Origin of the sequence: Mesorhizobium sp. M0563 (genome assembly GCF_040321065.1) — a bacterium.
In the GTDB taxonomy this organism is placed as follows: domain Bacteria; phylum Pseudomonadota; class Alphaproteobacteria; order Rhizobiales; family Rhizobiaceae; genus Mesorhizobium.
Genome location: NZ_JAMYQV010000018.1, coordinates 59,086 through 77,503 on the forward strand (window position 1 = coordinate 59,086; position 18,418 = coordinate 77,503).

At 61.4% G+C, this 18,418-nt stretch carries 22 protein-coding genes and 1 tRNA gene; 9 read left to right on the top strand and 14 right to left on the bottom strand.

Translation table 11 applies throughout. The features are described from left to right. Nucleotides 1-4 precede the first annotated feature (4 nt). The 4 genes from NKI50_RS21785 (at nt 5) to NKI50_RS21800 (ending at nt 4,186) form a co-directional block, all read left to right on the top strand. Nucleotides 5-1,129 (top strand): glycosyltransferase family 4 protein, encoded by a 1,125-nt coding sequence (locus NKI50_RS21785; protein WP_352640066.1) that lies wholly within the window; start codon nt 5-7, stop codon nt 1,127-1,129. Nucleotides 1,130-1,252: 123 nt separating this feature from the next. Then, complete coding sequence (locus tag NKI50_RS21790) at nt 1,253-2,788, top strand: undecaprenyl-phosphate glucose phosphotransferase (protein WP_352481219.1); 1,536 nt, start codon at nt 1,253-1,255, stop codon at nt 2,786-2,788. Then, complete coding sequence (locus tag NKI50_RS21795) at nt 2,785-4,119, top strand: O-antigen ligase family protein (RefSeq protein ID WP_352640065.1); 1,335 nt, start codon at nt 2,785-2,787, stop codon at nt 4,117-4,119. The genes NKI50_RS21790 and NKI50_RS21795 overlap by 4 nt, the downstream gene beginning before the upstream one ends. After that, a tRNA-Pro gene (locus NKI50_RS21800) sits at nt 4,110-4,186 on the top strand. Before NKI50_RS21795 ends, NKI50_RS21800 begins: the two co-directional genes overlap by 10 nt. Before the next feature lie 713 nt (nt 4,187-4,899). Here the strand turns inward: NKI50_RS21800 and NKI50_RS21805 are convergent. Continuing rightward, the gene (locus NKI50_RS21805) at nt 4,900-5,199 is read right to left on the bottom strand and encodes a DUF1236 domain-containing protein (protein WP_023717301.1); all 300 of its coding nucleotides are present in this window, start codon (nt 5,197-5,199) and stop codon (nt 4,900-4,902) included. 494 nt (nt 5,200-5,693) lie between these two features. Here NKI50_RS21805 and NKI50_RS21810 point away from each other — a divergent pair, with 494 nt between their 5' ends. Both NKI50_RS21810 and NKI50_RS21815 read left to right on the top strand, forming a co-directional pair. Beyond that, the gene (locus NKI50_RS21810) at nt 5,694-5,927 is read left to right on the top strand and encodes a hypothetical protein (RefSeq protein WP_031193496.1); all 234 of its coding nucleotides are present in this window, start codon (nt 5,694-5,696) and stop codon (nt 5,925-5,927) included. A 153-nt stretch (nt 5,928-6,080) separates the two neighbouring features. After that, entirely contained in the window at nt 6,081-6,275 is a 195-nt protein-coding gene (locus tag NKI50_RS21815; protein ID WP_023717300.1) for a hypothetical protein, read from the top strand. Nucleotides 6,276-6,313: 38 nt separating this feature from the next. On the opposite strand, the gene NKI50_RS21820 is transcribed toward NKI50_RS21815, so the two are convergent. Next, nucleotides 6,314-6,772, bottom strand: coding sequence for a YbaK/EbsC family protein (locus NKI50_RS21820; RefSeq protein WP_023717299.1), 459 nt, complete (start codon nt 6,770-6,772; stop codon nt 6,314-6,316). 118 nt (nt 6,773-6,890) lie between these two features. Beyond that, nucleotides 6,891-7,169 (bottom strand): helix-turn-helix domain-containing protein, encoded by a 279-nt coding sequence (locus NKI50_RS21825; protein WP_023674515.1) that lies wholly within the window; start codon nt 7,167-7,169, stop codon nt 6,891-6,893. 317 nt (nt 7,170-7,486) lie between these two features. On the opposite strand from NKI50_RS21825, the gene NKI50_RS21830 reads away from it, so the two are divergent. Further along, nucleotides 7,487-7,678: a hypothetical protein gene (locus NKI50_RS21830; protein WP_023717295.1), complete on the top strand. Its 192-nt coding sequence runs from the start codon at nt 7,487-7,489 to the stop codon at nt 7,676-7,678. A 121-nt stretch (nt 7,679-7,799) separates the two neighbouring features. On the opposite strand, the gene NKI50_RS21835 is transcribed toward NKI50_RS21830, so the two are convergent. The 7 genes from NKI50_RS21835 to NKI50_RS21865 all read right to left on the bottom strand — a co-directional run bounded on the left by NKI50_RS21835 (nt 7,800) and on the right by NKI50_RS21865 (nt 12,729). Beyond that, entirely contained in the window at nt 7,800-8,132 is a 333-nt protein-coding gene (locus tag NKI50_RS21835; RefSeq protein ID WP_023717294.1) for a hypothetical protein, read from the bottom strand. A 75-nt stretch (nt 8,133-8,207) separates the two neighbouring features. After that, a complete protein-coding gene (locus NKI50_RS21840) occupies nt 8,208-8,750 on the bottom strand; it encodes a MerR family transcriptional regulator (protein WP_023717293.1) in 543 nt (180 codons plus the stop codon). A 247-nt stretch (nt 8,751-8,997) separates the two neighbouring features. Further along, nucleotides 8,998-9,321, bottom strand: a complete 324-nt coding sequence (locus NKI50_RS21845) for an integration host factor subunit alpha (RefSeq protein WP_023717292.1) — start codon at nt 9,319-9,321, stop codon at nt 8,998-9,000. 104 nt (nt 9,322-9,425) lie between these two features. Continuing rightward, the gene (locus NKI50_RS21850) at nt 9,426-10,397 is read right to left on the bottom strand and encodes a beta-ketoacyl-ACP synthase III (RefSeq protein WP_023717291.1); all 972 of its coding nucleotides are present in this window, start codon (nt 10,395-10,397) and stop codon (nt 9,426-9,428) included. A gap of 9 nt (nt 10,398-10,406) precedes the next feature. Continuing rightward, nucleotides 10,407-11,477, bottom strand: a complete 1,071-nt coding sequence (plsX, locus tag NKI50_RS21855; RefSeq protein WP_352481224.1) for a phosphate acyltransferase PlsX — start codon at nt 11,475-11,477, stop codon at nt 10,407-10,409. Between the two features lie 123 nt (nt 11,478-11,600). Then, complete coding sequence (locus tag NKI50_RS21860) at nt 11,601-12,149, bottom strand: YceD family protein (RefSeq protein WP_023717289.1); 549 nt, start codon at nt 12,147-12,149, stop codon at nt 11,601-11,603. 22 nt (nt 12,150-12,171) lie between these two features. Then, nucleotides 12,172-12,729 (bottom strand): ubiquinol-cytochrome C chaperone family protein, encoded by a 558-nt coding sequence (locus NKI50_RS21865; protein ID WP_023717288.1) that lies wholly within the window; start codon nt 12,727-12,729, stop codon nt 12,172-12,174. Nucleotides 12,730-12,843: 114 nt separating this feature from the next. Between NKI50_RS21865 and NKI50_RS21870 the strand changes: the two genes are divergently transcribed. Then, nucleotides 12,844-13,377 (top strand): outer membrane protein assembly factor BamE, encoded by a 534-nt coding sequence (locus NKI50_RS21870; protein WP_023717287.1) that lies wholly within the window; start codon nt 12,844-12,846, stop codon nt 13,375-13,377. 121 nt (nt 13,378-13,498) lie between these two features. Here NKI50_RS21870 and NKI50_RS21875 read toward each other — a convergent pair whose 3' ends face one another. Then, nucleotides 13,499-15,640 carry a sodium-translocating pyrophosphatase gene (locus NKI50_RS21875; protein ID WP_023717286.1) on the bottom strand — a complete coding sequence of 714 codons (2,142 nt, stop codon included), beginning with the start codon at nt 15,638-15,640 and terminating at the stop codon, nt 13,499-13,501. 253 nt (nt 15,641-15,893) lie between these two features. Beyond that, complete coding sequence (locus NKI50_RS21880) at nt 15,894-16,394, bottom strand: DUF2165 family protein (protein ID WP_023717285.1); 501 nt, start codon at nt 16,392-16,394, stop codon at nt 15,894-15,896. A gap of 79 nt (nt 16,395-16,473) precedes the next feature. Here NKI50_RS21880 and NKI50_RS21885 point away from each other — a divergent pair, with 79 nt between their 5' ends. Further along, nucleotides 16,474-16,707: a hypothetical protein gene (locus tag NKI50_RS21885; protein WP_023717284.1), complete on the top strand. Its 234-nt coding sequence runs from the start codon at nt 16,474-16,476 to the stop codon at nt 16,705-16,707. Between the two features lie 25 nt (nt 16,708-16,732). Here NKI50_RS21885 and NKI50_RS21890 read toward each other — a convergent pair whose 3' ends face one another. Both NKI50_RS21890 and NKI50_RS21895 read right to left on the bottom strand, forming a co-directional pair. Continuing rightward, entirely contained in the window at nt 16,733-17,482 is a 750-nt protein-coding gene (locus NKI50_RS21890) for an ABC transporter permease (RefSeq protein WP_023717283.1), read from the bottom strand. Then, entirely contained in the window at nt 17,479-18,417 is a 939-nt protein-coding gene (locus NKI50_RS21895) for an ABC transporter ATP-binding protein (RefSeq protein ID WP_352717544.1), read from the bottom strand. The genes NKI50_RS21890 and NKI50_RS21895 overlap by 4 nt, the downstream gene beginning before the upstream one ends. Nucleotide 18,418 lies beyond the last annotated feature (1 nt).

Sequence of the window (18,418 nt, forward strand, 5' to 3'; positions counted from 1 at the left end):
CCAAGTGGCGGACACACTCAGGATCGTCCACTGCTTTCGCTCACCCGTCGGAGGCATCTTCCGGCATGTGCGCGACCTGACCGAGGCTCAGGTCGCCGCCGGCCATGCCGTCGGCATCGTCTGCGATTCGACGACTGGCGGCGATTTCGAGGAACGGCTGTTCGAACAGATGAAAGGCAGCCTGGCGCTCGGCATTCATCGCACACCGATGCAGCGGCATGTCGGGCCAGGCGATCTCGCTTCGGCCCGACGCACCTATAGGATCATAAAAGAATTGCGGCCGGACGTGCTGCACGGGCATGGCGCCAAAGGTGGCGCCTATGCCCGTCTGTTCGGCTCATTGTTGCGGGTATCCAGGTCTCGCGTAGCCCGCCTTTATTCGCCGCATGGCGGCTCACTGCACTATGACGAAACCACGGCGATGGGGAAGCTGTTCTTCGCGCTCGAACGCTTCATGGCTCGCTTCACCGATTGCCTGCTATTTGTTTCCGATTATGAGCGGCGGACTTATCGCAGGAAGGTCGGCGAGCCGCCCATTCCGAACGCTCTCGTACACAACGGCCTGCGCGCCGCCGAGTTCGAGCCGGTGCAGACCGAGCACAATGCCGTCGACCTCCTCTATATCGGCATGATGCGCGACCTCAAGGGCCCGGACATCTTCATCGATGCGCTGGGGCGAGCCGCAACACGGCTCGGTCGCCCATTGAAAGCGCTGATGGTCGGCGACGGCGACGACCTGCCGCGCTATCGCGCCAAGGTAGATCAGCTCGGCCTCGAGGTCAGCTTCCTGCCGCCGATGCCAGCCAGGCTCGCCTTCACGCTGGCCAAGCTGGTCGTCGTTCCCTCGCGCGCGGAAGCCATGCCTTATATCGTTCTGGAAACGCTTGCCGCCGGCAAGCCGCTAATCGCGACGTCGGTCGGGGGCATACCGGAAATCTTCGACACCGGCTCCCCTGCGCTGATCCGGCCCGACCCGCGCGAACTTGGCGACAAGATAAGCGCCGCTCTGGCCGATCTCGACGCCTACAAAGGCCTGATGCCCGGTGCCGCCGACCTCAAAGCACGGTTCGGCGCGGATGTAATGGCCGCCGAAATCGAAAAGGCCTATTTCGCCGCGCTCAAACAGTAGAGCAACTGATATCCACTCGGCTGCAAAAGGCCCCCGGTGAAAGCGTCTCCAAAGCCATCTGTTGTTTCAAGGGTTTCTTAGCTCTCTTTTGCTATTCACCTGAGGGAAACCTACGGACGCCCCATGAACGAAATCGACCCCGCGCGCCGTTTTTCGCTAGACGCGGTGCGCAAATTCGACGCCCCTGCCGAGAACAACACGGCCGGCGGCATGAACGACGTTGCCCGCCAGGTCGCCTCGCAATACCGGCGCGATACGATGTCGCCGATCATGGTCAGCGGCGTCCTGCGCATGGCGGAATTCGCGCTGCTGTTGGTGTCGGGTCTTGCCGTCTATTTCTACTATGTCGGCTTTTTCAGCTATCTTGCCTGGCAATACTCGCTGACGATCGCCGCCACCTCGTTCCTCGCGGTCGTTTTGCTCGACGTCACCGACTGCTACCAGATCGTCGCGCTGATGCGGCCGATCGCCAATTTCGGCCGCCTCCTACTGGTCTGGGCTGGAACCTTCGCCTTGATGGCGCTCACCGCCTTCACCATGAAAATGTCGGAAGACTATTCGCGCCTGCTCTTCGGCACGTGGTTCGTTATTGGCTTCGTGCTGATCCTGGGTCTCCGGCTGGTGATGTCGAAGCTGATCCGGCGCTGGGCGCGCGACGGGCGGATGGAGCGCCGCGCCGTCATCGTCGGCGGCGGCAAGGCGGCGGAGGTGCTGATCCGCTCGGTCGAAAAGCAGCCCTACAACGACATCCGCATCTGCGGCATCTTCGACGATCGTGGTGACAAGCGTTCGCCGCCGGTTGTCGCCGGCTATCCCAAGCTCGGCACGATTTCCGAGCTCATTGAATTTGCCCGCATCGCACGCATCGACATGCTGATCGTTTCGCTGCCGCTGACCGCCGAATCGCGCGTGCTGCAACTGTTGAAGAAGCTGTGGGTGCTGCCGGTCGACATCCGGCTGTCGGCGCATTCGAATGCGCTGCAGTTCAGGCCGCGCGCCTATTCCTACATCGGCTCGGTGCCGATGCTCGATATCTTCGACAAGCCTATCAACGACTGGGATTCGGTCGCGAAACGCGCCTTTGACATCGTCTTTTCGATCATCGGCATCATCGTGTTCTCGCCGGTGATGCTGGCGACCGCGATCGCGATCAAACTCGACAGCAAGGGCCCGGTGCTGTTCCACCAGAAGCGGCACGGCTTCAACAACGAAATCATCGACGTCTATAAGTTCCGTTCGATGTACACCGACAAGGCGGACCCGACGGCGAAGCAGACCGTGACCAAGAACGATCCGCGCGTCACCCGCGTCGGCCGCTTCATCCGCAAGACCTCGATCGACGAATTGCCGCAGTTCTTCAATTCGCTGTTCGGTTCGCTGTCGCTGGTCGGGCCGCGCCCGCACGCCATTGCCGCGCAGTCGCACAACCTTCTCTACAATGAGGTGGTCGACGGCTATTTCGCCCGACACAAGGTCAAGCCCGGCGTGACCGGCTGGGCTCAGATCAATGGCTGGCGCGGCGAGATGGACACCAACGAGAAGATCCGCATGCGCACGGAATACGACCTCTATTACATCGAGAACTGGTCGCTGTTGTTCGACCTGAGAATCCTGTTCCTGACGCCGATCCGCCTGCTCAACACGGAAAATGCGTATTGAGCGCGACGGCCTACGAATTGCCGGCGGCGGCGGTCAACGCCAAGCTCATTGCGCTGATTGCGTCAGGGGCAGTTTTCCTCGGCGTCTTCCTGTCCGGTTTCGTTATTGCCGAGCCGGCGCCATACGACCTCTATATGATCGGGCTGATCGTGGTGTGGCCCTTGTTCGGCATGCGCATACAGCGCGCGGCGGTGCCACTTCTGGTGCTGCTGATGATCATGAACATCGGCGGAATGATCTCGATGACGCAGATGCCGGACCTCGCCGCCACGCCGCTCTATCTCGCCGTCTCGCTGTTCCTGACCCTCACTGCGGTTTTCTTCGCTTCCGTAACGGCCGTCCAGCCCAGTCTCTACCGCGTGATCTTCGTCGCTTATGTCGTGTCGGCAGTGCTGACTTCGCTGGTCGGCATAGCCGGCTATTTCCATGCCTTTCCAGGAGCGGAGATCTTCACCAAATACGACCGTGCCGCCGGCGCCTTCCAGGACCCGAACGTGTTCGGGCCGTTCCTGGTGCTGCCGGGCATCTACCTGCTCTATCTGCTGCTTACCGGCTCGATCGCGCGCATGCCTCTATTGGCGGTGCCGCTGCTGATCATCACCGCCGGCATCTTCTTTTCTTTTTCGCGCGGCGCCTGGGGCATGTTCGCCGTTTCGGCGATCCTGCTGACCGGGGCCTTGTTCCTGCAGAGCGCCAGCGGCAAATTCCGGCTGCGCGTCGTCGTCATGACCATCGCCGCCGTCGGACTGCTGGTCATTGCGATGATCGTCATCCTGCAACTGCCTGGCGTGGCGGAGATGTTCTCGAATCGCGCGCAACTCGAACAAAGCTACGACACCGCCCGCCTCGGCCGCTTCGCCCGCTACACGATCGGCTTTCAGATGGCGCTGGAGCATCCGTTCGGCATCGGCCCGCTCGTATTCGGCAAGATGTTCGGCGAGGACACGCACGACATCTGGCTGAAGATGCTGATGGATTACGGGTGGCTCGGCTTCGTGTCGTTCCTGACGCTGACGTGCTGGACGATCGCCGCCGGCTTCCTCATTCTGCTGCGCGACCGGCCCTGGCAGCCTTATCTACTATGCGCCTATGTCGCCTTCATCGGCAATATCGGGCTCGGCACCTTCATCGACATCGACCACTGGCGGCATGTCTACCTGCTGCTCGGCCTGATCTGGGGCGCCATCGCGCTGGAATACCGCCATCAGTGGCAGTTGCGGGCGGCGCGGCGCCCGCAACCTCCGTTGCTGTTGCTTCAGGCCGGACAGCAGCCGAATTCGGTTGACCGGACCCAGTCTATCACGATACATCGCGACCGGTCCGGAGTGTAGCGCAGCCCGGTAGCGCACTTGACTGGGGGTCAAGGGGTCGTCGGTTCGAATCCGGCCACTCCGACCATTAAATCCAAAGGCTTAGCCAGTTCCCCCAACTGGCCATACAGAATAGCCGCATTGCAGCCAGCGCAACACGATTTCGACCAAGGGCTTCGCTCGCCAGGTCAATGTGGAATAGCCCAAACCAGCATGCAAAAAGCTCGCGCCTTCCGGGAGAAGGACGCGGGCAGATCGGTGCAACCCGATCTGGCCGCAATTCTTATGAGGAGGGACTTGCTGCGTTGAGATGAACCGTCGCGCCGGCCGGGTTGTTCCATCGAGTAAATAAAAACCCGCCGCACATGAAGTACGGCGGGGCCGATCAAGCGCTGTTGCACCAGGCGGGGGACTCGGGTGGGCGGGCTTGCCAGGTGCGCGCGGATCAAGTCGACATTAGGCGCATGAGCGGTAGCGCGTCCACCAACCGGCGGTTGGAACGAACTGGTTCAACGCCGGCGGCCGGCTTGGCCTGAAACTTTTTCAGGGCGGCAGCGACGGGGTCAGGAAAGTCGAGCAAGCGCAACGTGCCCGGCCCTCGTTGCTTGCGGGAATGCCGGAAGGATCAATGGCAGCAAGCATGAAGAACCCAACCTGGATGCTGGCGGCCTGGGAACGAAACGTGGCAGCTCACCCCGCCGGTTTCCGTGAGGACGCGAGCGCATCGTCCGCTACCGCGATTGGCGGCTGAACGCAAACAAGCCCGCCGCTTTTTCGGCACGGCGGGCTTCAGGCAGAAAATCAATCGTAGATCTTAACAATTTTGCGGGTACCTGGATCAACCAGGACGGTTCGTCCCTCGACGACTACATAGCGGTACTGAACGTCCGGCACTTCGTAAAGCTCGACTGTGTCGGGCAGAGCGGTGCCAATGTTGAGCTCAACACCGGGAAGGCTCAGGGATGCTACCGGCTTCTTCTTTACATACTCCCGGATCACCGTGTCTTGCTCAGGCTGAATGATGACGTCCTGAGCAGCGGCGGTTCCGATACCTACGAAAAGAAAGATTCCTGTCGCAGCAGATAAAAGTTGCTTTCCCATATAGCAATCCTCCAGCGAGGCAACCTTCCGCTACGGTGCTTGATGCTTCCGTGCGGGGCTACTTACCTAAACGAGCCGAAAGACTTGTTGTTCCGCTGGCGGTGGGCGAACTCCGGTGCCATGGCCATGAGGCCGCCTACAAACAAGCACCTGCTCAAGGCTTAGTTTCTTCCCGGAGCTTTTGGGTCAGGACAATCAGGATAGGGCAATTCTTCACACGGAGAGGGCCTGTCGCCAACGCTGCCATAATGTTCCACGAGTTTTGCGAAACCGTAGGCGAAGGCGAAAAGAAGCATTAGGACAACCGCTATACGGACGGCCATACCGTATTGTAGCAGGATCCTCCCATTGGAGCGCGGGCGGCGTTTTTAATACGTTCGAATGTTGAGTTCGAAAAAGGTTGGCTCTAGTTGAATTGCCGTCGTCCGCAGTTGTAAGGGCGAGCGGACGCTTCGAAGATGACACGCCCTTTCGGCCTTTTCGGGAGAGATGCAATGTCGCTTCAAGGAGCTACCTGTCCTGCCGAGCTGACCATGTTGGCCAAAGCACTTGATGCCCGATGCCGTGAACTAGGCCTCGCTGACGGCGATCCAGGCAGAGAAGTGCTCGGCCGCAGGGTGATGGATTTGTTCGAAAGTGGTCAGCTCAGCGCCGAAGATTTGAGACTGGCCCTGAGCGGCGAGATTTTTTACGCCAAAAATCCTCCGGCCGGAGGCAGTGGGTTTTGATACGGCAAGCGGCTATCCGCGCAACCATTTGAACTATTGGTCCAGCGTAGGCTTCCGTGCACGCAAGGGCGCGCGTGAACAAATGTGATTTTGCGGTCGGTGCCAGACGGGCTAATCTTCCCAACGAATATCCAATGAAAGAGGAGAATGATCATGAAGACATTCCTCGCAACAGCCGCCGCACTGACCCTGTCCATATCCGCTGCCTCTGCGGATTGCCCCGCGCATTCAAAGGTCCAGGCATCGGTCGACACGCAGACGAGGACAGCGAGCGTCGAGAAGGCCGATATGTCGACAGCCGCGGACGCTCAGACGATCAAGAAAGAAGAGCCACAGAAGACCGAATAGCGGTAACGCTCACCGGATCCCACGACCCGGATAAAGGGCTACTGGCAGACATCCACCCACTCGGCGTCGACGAGTTCGGCCATGCGTTGCGGGCTGAGCCGGACGGCGGCGTTCGTCGCGCCTGCGGCGGGGACGACCTCGTCAAAGGCGCGCAGCGAGACGTCGCAGTACACCGGGAGCGGTGCCGGTAGGCCGAACGGGCACACCCCACCGACGGGATGACCGGTCGCGGCGAGCACCTGCTCGGCATCCAGCATTCGCGCCTTGCCGCCGAACCGGTCCTTGAATTTGCGATTGTCCAGCCTGGAGATGCCGCTGGCCACGATCAGCATCGTCTGGTCGCCGGCGCGCAGGCAGATCGTCTTGGCAATCTGCGCCGGCGCTACGCCATGCGCTTCGGCAGCCAGAGGCACCGTCGCCGAGCTGGCTTGCGTAACGATGACGTCGATTTCGGGCGCGTGGGCGACGAAGAAAGCGCGAACGGATTCGAGGCTCATCTCCGGCGATTTCCGTCTCGCGTCGCCGTGGCGGCCGGCAAGTCCGCTACGTGGCCGGAAAACGAAGCTCGCCAGGGCAACCCATGGCGAGCTCGTCGAATAAACGCATGGCACGCCGCTACGACACGGACCGCCTTTTCGCAGGCAACACGGCTTCGTCGAACAGAGCGCTTTCCGGAAGCTGAAGCGCGGAGGCAATACGCCGACGTTTCGAAGGATCGGCATCCTTGCCGCTTTCGATGTCGGCAATCTCATAGGCTGCCAGCCCGCACGCCAGGGACAGCTCTTCGATGCTGTATCCACGGGCTTCCCGGGCGGTTCGGACGGCACTGCGTTCAGGCGTAACCGCGCTCGCCGCCAATTCGGAGTAAGGTTCGCGTTTTGCTATTTGGGGCATTGGCAACTCCGTGGGATGAAAGAGTTAGATCAAATCATGTTGTTGCCTGAGACGATCGGGAGAATGCCCGCTCGCCGGTGATTTGCCAAGCATCAAAGATAGCGTCACGGCATCGTGAACCGACGCCGGAATGAATGGCGGATGCCGGCGCGCTCATATCTGGCTTGATCGTCGGCAGACACAGTTCGGAAACAAAATTCTACAGGCCGGAAAAACTGCCGAAAAACTCCAAGGCGATAGTCCTGACCGCAGTGCTCGAGTCACCGACCTGAATCGGTGACGCTCAAATTCGCCCTGCGCAAAAAGGAAACGATGTCATGAAGAAGTCTCTTCTCTCCGCCCTTGGACTTGCAATCGCACTTGCCCTTTCGATGCCGATCATCGGCGCGAGCAGCGCGAGTGCAGCGACGATGCACACCACCGTCAAGAAGCATCACCGCCATCACTACCATCACCGCGTCCACCACTATCGCCATCATCACAAGAAGGTCGTGGCGAAGAAGTACTGAAAACGCCTTGGGACAGACAGCCGGCAAGCAGGCGTTCTTGGTCTTTGATCAAGGGCGGCCAGCTTGCCGGGTTTGCCGCGTCGACGAAATGGCGGCGGTCCCGCTGACCACCGCATTTCCTCTACCTTGAACGCGCTCGCGGCGCTTTTTGCTGCCGGCCACCGAGGAAGAGACTGGCGACCAGCCCGACCAGAACCAGCCCGACAGCGGCCGCCGTCGCCGGGTGATCACGGGCGGTCTTCTCGATCGCCCGACCTTGCCTTCTGATTGCCGGCAAGGTGTCGCCGAGACGCTCGGCGATATCCGAATAATAGTCCGACGCGGTATCGCGACCGTCTTCGTAATAGGCGCCGCCCCGCTTCAACACGGCTTTCTTCAAAGTGGCCAGTTCCCTGGTCAGGGCCGCGACCTGCTTGTTCAGATCGGTGTCGGAGATGCTCGAAAGCGATGCCATGACGTGGTTCCTTCATCTGCAGAAGGAAGCCTAACGCATGACCCCGAAGACCGTTCCGGCCAGCCCCGGCGGGCTTTAGCGAACCTGATCGAGCAGGCGCTTGCATTCGAGCAGGTCGAACAGCGCCTCCTGCAGCAATGCGCGATTATCACGGGAAAGTTTTGACGTGTCCGGCGGAACCGGGCCTTCCTCGTCGGTCTTGCCGATGCCGAAAAAACGACGGCTGGGTTTCACCCTCGGTTGGCCGACCAGCATCTCGTCGTCCGGGCCGCGCGGCTGCGCCGCTTGCGTCAGCGGTACCGCGTCAGCCTGCCGGCGCTGCGAGATCGCCTCGACCGCCGCCATGTCGCCATTGCCGACGGCGATCAAAAACTGGTTGCCGTTCTCGCGCAACAGCTTCTGTACGCCCTTGATCGTATAGCCCTGATCGTAGAGCATGTGGCGAATGCCCTTGATCAGCTCGACGTCCTGCGGCCGGTAGTAGCGGCGGCCGCCGCCGCGCTTCATCGGCTTGATCTGGTTGAAACGCGTCTCCCAGAAGCGCAGCACGTGCTGCGGCAAATCCAGATCCTCCGCGACCTCGCTGATGGTGCGGAAAGCATCGGGGCTCTTGTCCATGGGCGAATCCTCACGCTAGAGCATGATCGCGAAAGGCGGGGACCGGTTTTTGGGCAACATCACGGTAAAACAAAGAGAGCATCTTTTCCGTCCACCGGGGCGGATCACACCCAAATACCGATCCGGCCTGCCGAATCGCATCTTATTTCAGCGGTTTATGAAACAATATTCAAGCCCGGCGTAAAAGCAGGCTTCGTTTTTCAACCGAAGCCTGAAGCATGGATTCTCGGCAAGGGAGATCGGGAATCTACTTGCTGCCCTTGGCCTTGCTGTTTTGATGGGAGCGCAGGATGCGGTTCTTCAGCACGTTCGATGACTTGAAGGTCATCACCCGGCGCGGCAGGATCGGCACTTCCTCACCGGTCTTGGGATTGCGCCCGATGCGTTCGTTCTTGGAACGGACATGGAAGGTCGCGAAGGACGACAGTTTCACCGTCTCACCGCGAACGATCGCCTCGCAGATCTCATTCAGCACCGCCTCGACAAGCTCGGCCGATTCAGTACGCGACAGCCCAACCTTGCGGTAAACGGCTTCGGCGAGGTCGGCGCGCGTAAGTGTCTTTCCCCCCATACGAACCGTCCCATCAGCTCAAAAAATAAAATCGATACAAGCAACGGCAGAACCTAAGTAATTGATCCGTCAAGGTCAAGGACCCGAACCCGTTAGTTCGGCACTTACCAACGCAGCAGGACGGCGCCCCAGGTGAAGCCGCCGCCCATCGCCTCAAGCAGCACCAGGTCACCCTTTTTGATGCGGCCGTCGGCGACGGCCGCGGATAGTGCCAGCGGCACGGAAGCAGCCGATGTGTTACCGTGCAAATCGACGGTCACCACCACCTTCCGCTCCTCTATCCCGAGCTTTTTGGCCGAAGCATCAATAATTCGTTTATTGGCTTGATGCGGCACGAACCAGTCGAGATCAGCGGCGCTGATGCCGGCCTGTGCGAACGTCGCCTCGATGACGTCGGTGATCATGCCGACCGCATGCTTGAACACTTCGCGGCCTTCCATCCTGAGGTGCCCGACCGTTCCGGTAGTCGACGGCCCACCGTCGACAAAAAGCTTGTCCTTGTGGATGCCGTCGGAGCGCAGGCTGGCCGCCAGAACGCCTCGGTCGGCGATGCCGCCTGCCCCCGTGCCTGCTTCCAGCACTATCGCGCCGGCGCCGTCGCCGAACAAAACGCAGGTCGAGCGGTCGTTCCAGTCGAGAATGCGCGAAAACGTTTCCGAGCCGATCACCAGCACCCGTCTGGCCAAGCCGCCGCGGATATAGAGGTCGGCGGTCGTCACCGCATAGACAAAACCCGAGCAGACCGCCTGCAGGTCGAAGGCAAAACCGTGGTGCATGCCGAGCCGGTTCTGGATCTCGACTGCGGTCGCGGGAAAGGTGTTGTTGGGCGTCGAGGTCGCCAGCACGATCAGGTCGATGTCGTCAGCCGTCAGGCCGGCGCTGTCGAGGGCTGCGCGCGCTGCCGCCTCACCCAGAGAGGCCGTCGTCTCGTCGTCGGCCGCAATGTGGCGCTGGCGAATACCGGTACGCTGGACGATCCATTCGTCCGAGGTCTCGACCATGCCTTCAAAATCGGCATTCTTCATAATGCGGCGGGGCAGCGCGGCGCCCGTGCCGCGCACGACTGATCTGATCAATGCTCTTTCCTATTCCTTTGCGTCGATGACGACGTCGGATTTCCGGATTGTCTGGGCATTCGGATTGCGGGCATGGAACAGGTCGAGATCGGCCTCGATGCGGTCAAGCAGATTGTTGCGCACCATGTCGTAGCCGAGCTCGATCGCCGCAGCGAAGCCATCCGAATCAGCCCCGCCATGGCTTTTCACCACGATGCCGTTCAATCCCAGGAAGACGCCGCCATTGGAGCGGCCGACATCCATCTTCTCGCGCAGGCGATCGAAGGCGGTCTTGGCGAAGATATAGCCGATCCTGGCCATCAGTGTCCGGTTCATCGCGGCGCGCAGGTAGCCGGCGATCTGCCTGACCGTGCCTTCCGCCGTCTTGAGCGCGATATTGCCGGCAAATCCTTCGGTAACGACGACGTCGACACTGCCCTTGCCGATGTCGTCACCCTCGACAAAGCCATGGTAGTTCATCGAGGCCATGTTGGCCTCGCGCAGCATACGGCCTGCTTCCTTGACCTCCTCCTGACCCTTGATCTCCTCGACGCCGACATTGAGCAGGCCGACGCTCGGCCGTTCGATGCCGAAAACCGAGCGCGCCATGCCGGTACCCAGAATGGCAAAATCAACCAGTTGATGCGCATCCGCACCGATGGTTGCGCCGACGTCCAGCACCACGCTTTCGCCGCGCAATGTCGGCCAGAGCGCCGCAATCGCCGGGCGGTCGATGGTCGCCATGGTGCGAAGGCAGAATCTGGACATCGCCATCAGTGCGCCGGTATTGCCAGCCGAGATGCAGGCGTCCGCCGTGCCTGCCTTGACCGCTTCGACGGCTTTCCACATCGATGACTTCCAGCGGCCATGGCGCAGTGCCTGGCTCGGCTTGTCGTCCATCCGGACTGCGATCTCGCAGTGGATGAACTCGCTCACCTCCGCTAGCTTGGGGAATTTGGCGAGTTCAGGCCTTACCGCTTCTTCGCGCCCATAGATGACGAAGCGTATGTCCGGACGGCGGGTGGCGACAGTCATGAGCGCCGGGATGACCACGCTTGGCCCGTGATCGCCGCCCATGGCATCGATGGAAATCCTGATCACGCGGTGTTCATCTCACGGTTGCTTGGCCAGCGGGCTTGCCAAGGTACGGGGCTCGCGAAGGTTCGGCGAAAATAACGGTTTTGGGCTGCCGCACAACCAACTTTTCTCAAATTGGGTCAGCCATCAGGATTTTCCCAGCAGTGATCTGAGCTTTTGCTGGAATTCATTCTCCACAGGCTCGGCATCGCCGGCGGCCTCCAGCGACACACCCGGCTTGCGCGGATAGGGATCGATCGCCAAGCCAAAGAACTGTTCGGCAAGCGCCCCGACGTCGATCGCGTCGCCGGAAAAGGTTTCCGGGCTGTCCGGCCCTTCGGCGTCGAGCAGGATCTCACCGCCACCGTCGAAACCTTGCCGCCCGAGCTTGGATTGTTCCGGCAGGAACAGCGCCTCGACCGGCTCGTCGATATGCGCCTCGACCGGGTCGAGAGTGACGATGCAGGCCTGCGTTATATCGGCCTCGACATGGCCGCTGACTTTCACCCCATTGCGCTTCCACGGCTCGATCAGAAGTTCGGCGCGATAGTTCTCGACCGAAAGCAGCTCATGCTCGACGGCCAGTATGGCGCGCTGCCCGGCGTCGGCATCGATCACCACCGGCAGCCCTTTTTGCGGCATCCGGGCGACATTTGCCAGGAATGACACTGGGCTGTGGGTATCAGGATGTTTCATCTTCGCCTCCACTTCGCCGCCTTCATTCGGCCTGCCTTCGCTCAGAGTTGGCCACTGGAAATGCCACCGTGCCGGAAACGATCGATTCGGTCGGCTGTTGCGTGAGTTGCCTTGATGCATCGGCGGCATAGAGTGCCAGTTGCGACGCTTGCGGCCAGGCGCCGGCATCCGGCCTGACATTGCGGGAAAGGGCGGCGGCAAGCGCATCATGGTCATTTCGTTTCAGCGCATCGTCATAGGCGGCGGTACGGCCATAGAACATCTTCGCCAGTTTCCGCATTCGCTTCGGCACGCCGACGTCGCCAATGCCCAATTCCCGCAACGAATGTTCGACATCCATGAAGAACTCGTCGATCAGCACCTGCGCAACCTCTGCCGCAGCACCGCCCTCGCCGCGCAACCGGTGCTGGAACAGGAACATGTGCAACGACAGCATCTCGAAGCGGCCGAGCGGCGTGTCCGGCACGTTCCAGGCGGAATAAAACACCGGTTGCCGCGCCGCCGCCACGATTTGTGCGTAAAGCGCCTCGGTGATGGCGCGGTTGGCGTGACGTTCGCGGCCAAAGAGGCGCTGGAACATTTGAGGGTGGTCTCCCGGGACCGTTTGTTGAAGTGGCCTTGTTGCATCGGCAAGCAAGCTGGTTTACCGGTTTTGCGGCCCAGCGCAAGTTGCGGCCAGCTTATGGAGTTGTAGTTGCGCGCGCTGAAATTCAAGTCGACTTTCCTGCCTAGGCCCGCCGGTGCGGTTTCGCTGCTGGTGATCGCTGCGGCGCTTTCCGCCTGCAATTCGTCCAAGATGATCGGCGATCTCAATCCGAGCGAGACGCTGACGCAGGGCTACGTCATCGACCAGCAGGCGATCGACCTGGTGCCGGTCGGCTCGAGCCGCGAACAGGTGCTGCTGGCGCTCGGCACTCCCTCGACGAAGGCGACCTTCGACAACGAGGCCTTTTATTACATTTCGCAGACGCGCAAGCGCTATGTCGCCTTCGACAAGCCGCGGCTAGTCGACCAGCATGTGCTGGCGGTCTATTTTGGCGATGACGGGCGCGTCACCCAGATCGCCAATTACGGCCTGAAGGACGGCAAGGTGTTCGACTTCATCTCGCGCACCACGCCGACCGGCGGCAAGGACCAGAACTTCCTCAGCCAGATCATCAGTGGCGCCAGCAAGCTGACGCCTGGTGTTCCGGGCGCCAGCGGCGGCAGTACGCTCGGCGGCACCTGATCCACTCGACGGTGTCGGCTTCTTTTCTTTTCGCTTCCCTGTAAGCGGCGGCACATCTCAGGCAATGAAAACCCGCGGGAGCGATCCCGCGGGTTTTTGTCTTGAGCCGTGGCGACCGAGCTTAGCCGTGCGCGAGCACGGCCAATAGCAGCAGCGCGACGATGTTCGTGATCTTGATCGCCGGGTTGACCGCCGGCCCAGCAGTATCCTTATAGGGATCGCCGACCGTGTCGCCGGTCACAGAGGCCTTGTGTGCTTCGGAGCCCTTGAGGTGCTTGAGGCCGTCCTTGTCGACGAAACCATCTTCGAACGACTTCTTGGCGTTGTCCCAGGCACCGCCGCCGGAGGTCATCGAGATGGCAACGAAAAGGCCGTTGACGATGACGCCGAGCAGCGAGGCGCCGAGCGCGGCAAAGGCGGATGCCTTCGAACCGGAGATCAGGAGGACACCGAAATAGACCACCAGCGGCGCCAGCACCGGCAGCAGTGATGGAACGATCATCTCCCGGATCGCTGCCTTGGTCAGAAGGTCGACGGCGCGCGCATAGTTCGGCTTCGAGGTGCCGGCCATGATGCCCGGATCCTCGCGGAACTGCTTGCGCACCTCCTCGACGATAGCACCGGCGGCGCGGCCGACGGCGGTCATGGCGATGCCGCCGAACAGATACGGGATCAGGCCGCCGAAGATCAGGCCGGCGACGACATAAGGATTGGAGAGGTCGAAGGAGACGTCGCCCATGCCCTGGAAGTAGGGGTATTTGTCGCTATTGGCGGCAAAGAACTTCAGGTCGTTAGAGTAGGCCGCAAACAGCACCAGCGCGCCGAGGCCGGCCGACCCGATGGCGTAGCCCTTGGTTACCGCTTTGGTGGTGTTGCCGACAGCGTCGAGCGCGTCGGTGGACTGGCGCACTTCCTTGGGCAGGCCGGCCATTTCGGCAATGCCGCCGGCATTGTCGGTGACTGGGCCGAAGGCATCGAGCGCGACGATCATGCCGGCGAGGCCAAGCATCGTCGTCACCGCGATCGCCGTGCCGTAGAGGCCGGCGAGCTGGTATGTCGAGATGATGCCGCCGACGATGACGATCGCCGGCAACGCCGTCGCTTCGAGCGAGACCGCCAGGCCCTGGATGACGTTGGTGCCGTGACCGGTGACCGAGGCCTGGGCGATGGAGTTCACCGGACGCTTGTTGGTGCCGGTATAATATTCGGTGATCACCACGATGAGGCCTGTCACCACAAGGCCGACCAGGCCGCAGATGAACAGGTTCGTGCCGGTGATGGCCATGCCGGCGACGGTGCCGATCTCACCCCAGCCGATGCATGCCGAAGTGGCGACGGCAAGGCCGACAATTGACAGCAGGCCGGTGACGATCAGGCCCTTGTAGAGAGCGCCCATGATCGAGCCGCTGGAACCGAGCTTGACGAAGAAGGTGCCGGCGATCGAGGTGAGAATGCAGGCGCCGCAGATGGCCAGCGGATAGAGCATGGTCGCGCCGAGAACGGCGGTGCCACCGAAAAAGATGGCGGCAAGGACCATGGTGGCGACCACGGTCACCGCATAGGTCTCGAACAGATCGGCGGCCATGCCGGCGCAATCGCCGACATTGTCGCCGACATTGTCGGCGATGGTGGCCGGATTGCGTGGATCGTCTTCGGGAATGCCGGCTTCAACCTTGCCGACGAGATCGCCGCCGACGTCGGCGCCCTTGGTGAAGATGCCGCCGCCGAGACGAGCGAAGATCGAAATCAGCGAGGCGCCGAAGCCAAGCGAAACCAACGAGTCGATGACGACACGGTCATCGGGCTGAAGGCCCATGAACTGGGTCAGGATCAGGTAATAGATCGAGACGCCAAGCAGGGCCAGGCCAGCAACCAGCATGCCAGTGATAGCCCCAGACTTGAAGGCGATCTCGAGGCCGGCAGCGAGGCTGTTGGAAGCCGCCTGCGCGGTGCGCACATTGGCGCGCACCGAGACGTGCATGCCGATGAAGCCAGCGGCGCCCGATAGAACGGCGCCGATCAGGAAGCCGATGGCGGCGGTGATCGAAAGCAGCCACCAGGCGAGCAGCAGGACCACGACGCCGACGATGGCGATTGTGGTGTACTGGCGCGCCAGATAGGCTTGCGCGCCTTCGCGGATGGCCGCGGAAATTTCCTGCATGCGTGCATTGCCCTGATCGGCCGCGAGGACCGAACGTGTCGCCCAGATGGCGTAAAGGACTGAAAGCAGACCGCAGGCGATGACAGCTGAAAGTATGGTCATTGCCGAATTTTCCTCGATTGGTGGCCCAAAAGAACCCCTCCCCGGGCCGTTGAGACAGGGGACGAATTTTCCGCAACCGGAATCCGTCCCTTCGCAGCGGCTTATGCGAAACAGGGCTCGGAACGTCAAGATATTGTTCGGTTTTTGTCCGGTTTTCGCTCAAAACATCCCGGGTTTCATCCAAAAGGCTGGACGGCAGCGCGCCTTTCGACACTGCCATCCGATTAGATCGATTGAAATCGGCGAACGGCCGTCAAACTTTGCGCGGGTCGCCGTCCGGCTGGACGACGAAGATCAGCACCACCAGCATTGTCATGTAGAATTTGAACGCCGCCTCCTGACCATTCCATGTCGAAGACTGCCACATGGCAAACCACTCGCCGCCAACGACCATGAAGCCGAAATACCAAACGAGGAAACCCATGGTGGCGGCTATGATGGCGAACTTCTTGGCATCGTTGAATGCCTGTCCGCTGGCGTTGCGCGCCTGCCAGAGTCGCCAGGCGGCGACTAGGTAGAGCAAGCAGGTCAGCGCCTCGCCAATGATGATCAGCCAGTAGCCCGCCGTCCACAGCGACGGGTTGGTGATCGAGCGGTACATCAGGGCGTTGCCGGGAAAGGTCGTGTCCATGCTCAGCACATGCTGGACAAAGGCGAAGTTTGAGCCGTAATCGGTGATGTTGCCGAAGGCGACAAGGAAGGCGAAAGCCGCCAGATACAAACACATGACGATCTTGGAGAAACGCGCGGTCATGGCAAGAACTCCTGCTGAAAGATCGGGGCATCGCACTCATCAATCGCCGAGTCCCGAAGATCGCGCAACGGGGGGACCAGTGATCATAGTGCTCACGACTGTCGCGAGACATTACGCCGGGAAGCAAGACATTGCCGCGATTCTCGAAACCCTCGATCTCGACAGCTATTGCGCGGTGGGCGACTTAGTCTCTGTGGTTAGAGCCGGCACACAGCACGATTTCGCCATCATCCGCCGCCGCTGGATCGCCAGCGAGACGGGCACCACGCTCGAACTGACGCTCGATCATCCGGCGCGTTCGAGTGGCCGTTGAAAGAAGCGAGCTTTGCCCCGAGGGGCTACTCCACCTCGCGCCCCATGCGCCGGCCCGTGTAGCGCTCGATCGCCGACAGCCCGTCATAGATCAGCACGGCAAGGGCGGCGACGATCAGACCGCCCTGCAGGATGAAGGCGAGGTTGTTCGACAGCAGGCCGGCGATGATCACCTCGCCCAATGTCCTCGCCGCCACTGTCGAGCCGATGGTCGCGGTGGCGAGGCTGATCACCACCGACAGCCGGATACCGCCGAGGATGATCGGCGCGCTGAGCGGCAGTTCGACCTTGACCAGCCTTTGCCAGCCGGTCATGCCGGCGCCACGCGCCGCCTCGACGACATTGGCCGGCAGCGTCGTCAGGCCGGTCAGCGCGTTCTCGAAGATCGGCAGCAGGCCATAGAGAAACAACGCAATCAGCGTCGGCTTTTCGCCGAAGCCGACGGCCGGCACGGCAAGCGCCAGCACCGCCACCGGCGGAAAGGTCTGGCCGATATTGACCAGGCTGCGCGACAGCGGCAGGAATTCGGCGCCGGCTGGCCTGGTGACCAGAATGGCGAGCGCGACCGCAACGATCGTCGCGGCAACCGTTGCGATCAGGACGGTCCGCAGATGCAGCAGCGTCAACGTCAAAAGGCTGCCCTGATTGTAGATTACCGGCGCGTTGTTCTCTGTCAGCGGCTTCAGCAGCGGTTCGAACCAGCCGGGATTGGTGACGAAGGCAATAAGCAGCACCACCAGGGCAAGCCTGAGCAGTGATGGAAGCCAGGCTTTCATGCCGGCCTCGCCGCGCGTTTAACCAGTCCATCCACAGTGACGCGGCCAAGCGATTTGCCATCAGTATCTTTCACGGGCAGTGCCGGGCGGCCCCACCACAGGAGTTCGGCCAACGCGTCGCGTTGGCTGGCATCACCGGGGATCGCCTCGCCTTCGGCCGTGCCTTTTTCCACCGCGTCGCGCACCCGGCCAAGCGATAACAGCCGGAACGGTTTTTCGCTGGCGCCAACCAGGGTCTCGACAAACGCGCTGGCCGGTTTCGCCAGTATCTCGGCCGGCGCGGCATATTGCACTACTTTGCCGCCATCCATCACCGCGATCTTGTCGCCCATGTGAACGGCCTCTTCCATGTCATGGGTGACTAGGATGATGGTGGTGCCGAAGCGCTTCTGGATCGCCAGCAGATCGTCCTGCGCCTTGTTGCGGATGATTGGATCGAGCGCGCCGAACGGCTCATCCATCAACAGCACGTTGGGTTCCGCGGCAAGCGCCCGGGCGACGCCGACGCGCTGCTGCTGGCCGCCGGAAAGCTCATGCGGATAGCGTGGCCCGTAGGCTTGCGGGTCGAGCTGATATAGCGTCATCAGCTCGTCGACGCGGGCTTTGATGCGGTTGGCGTCCCAGCCGAGCAATACCGGCACAGTGGCGATGTTCTGTGCCACCGTGCGATGCGGAAACAGACCGTGGCCCTGGATGGCATAGCCGATGCTGCGACGCAGCTCATAATCAGGCACCGAGCGGTTGTCGACGCCGTCGAGCTTGATCACGCCCGATGTCGGCTCGACCAGCCGGTTGATCATGCGAAGCAGCGTCGTCTTGCCGGAGCCGGAGGTGCCGACGATGACGGCGATGCTGCGCGGCTCGATTACTATCGACACGTCGTCGACCACTGTCGTCTCGCCGTAGCGCTTGGTGATGCCTTCGATCTCGATCATG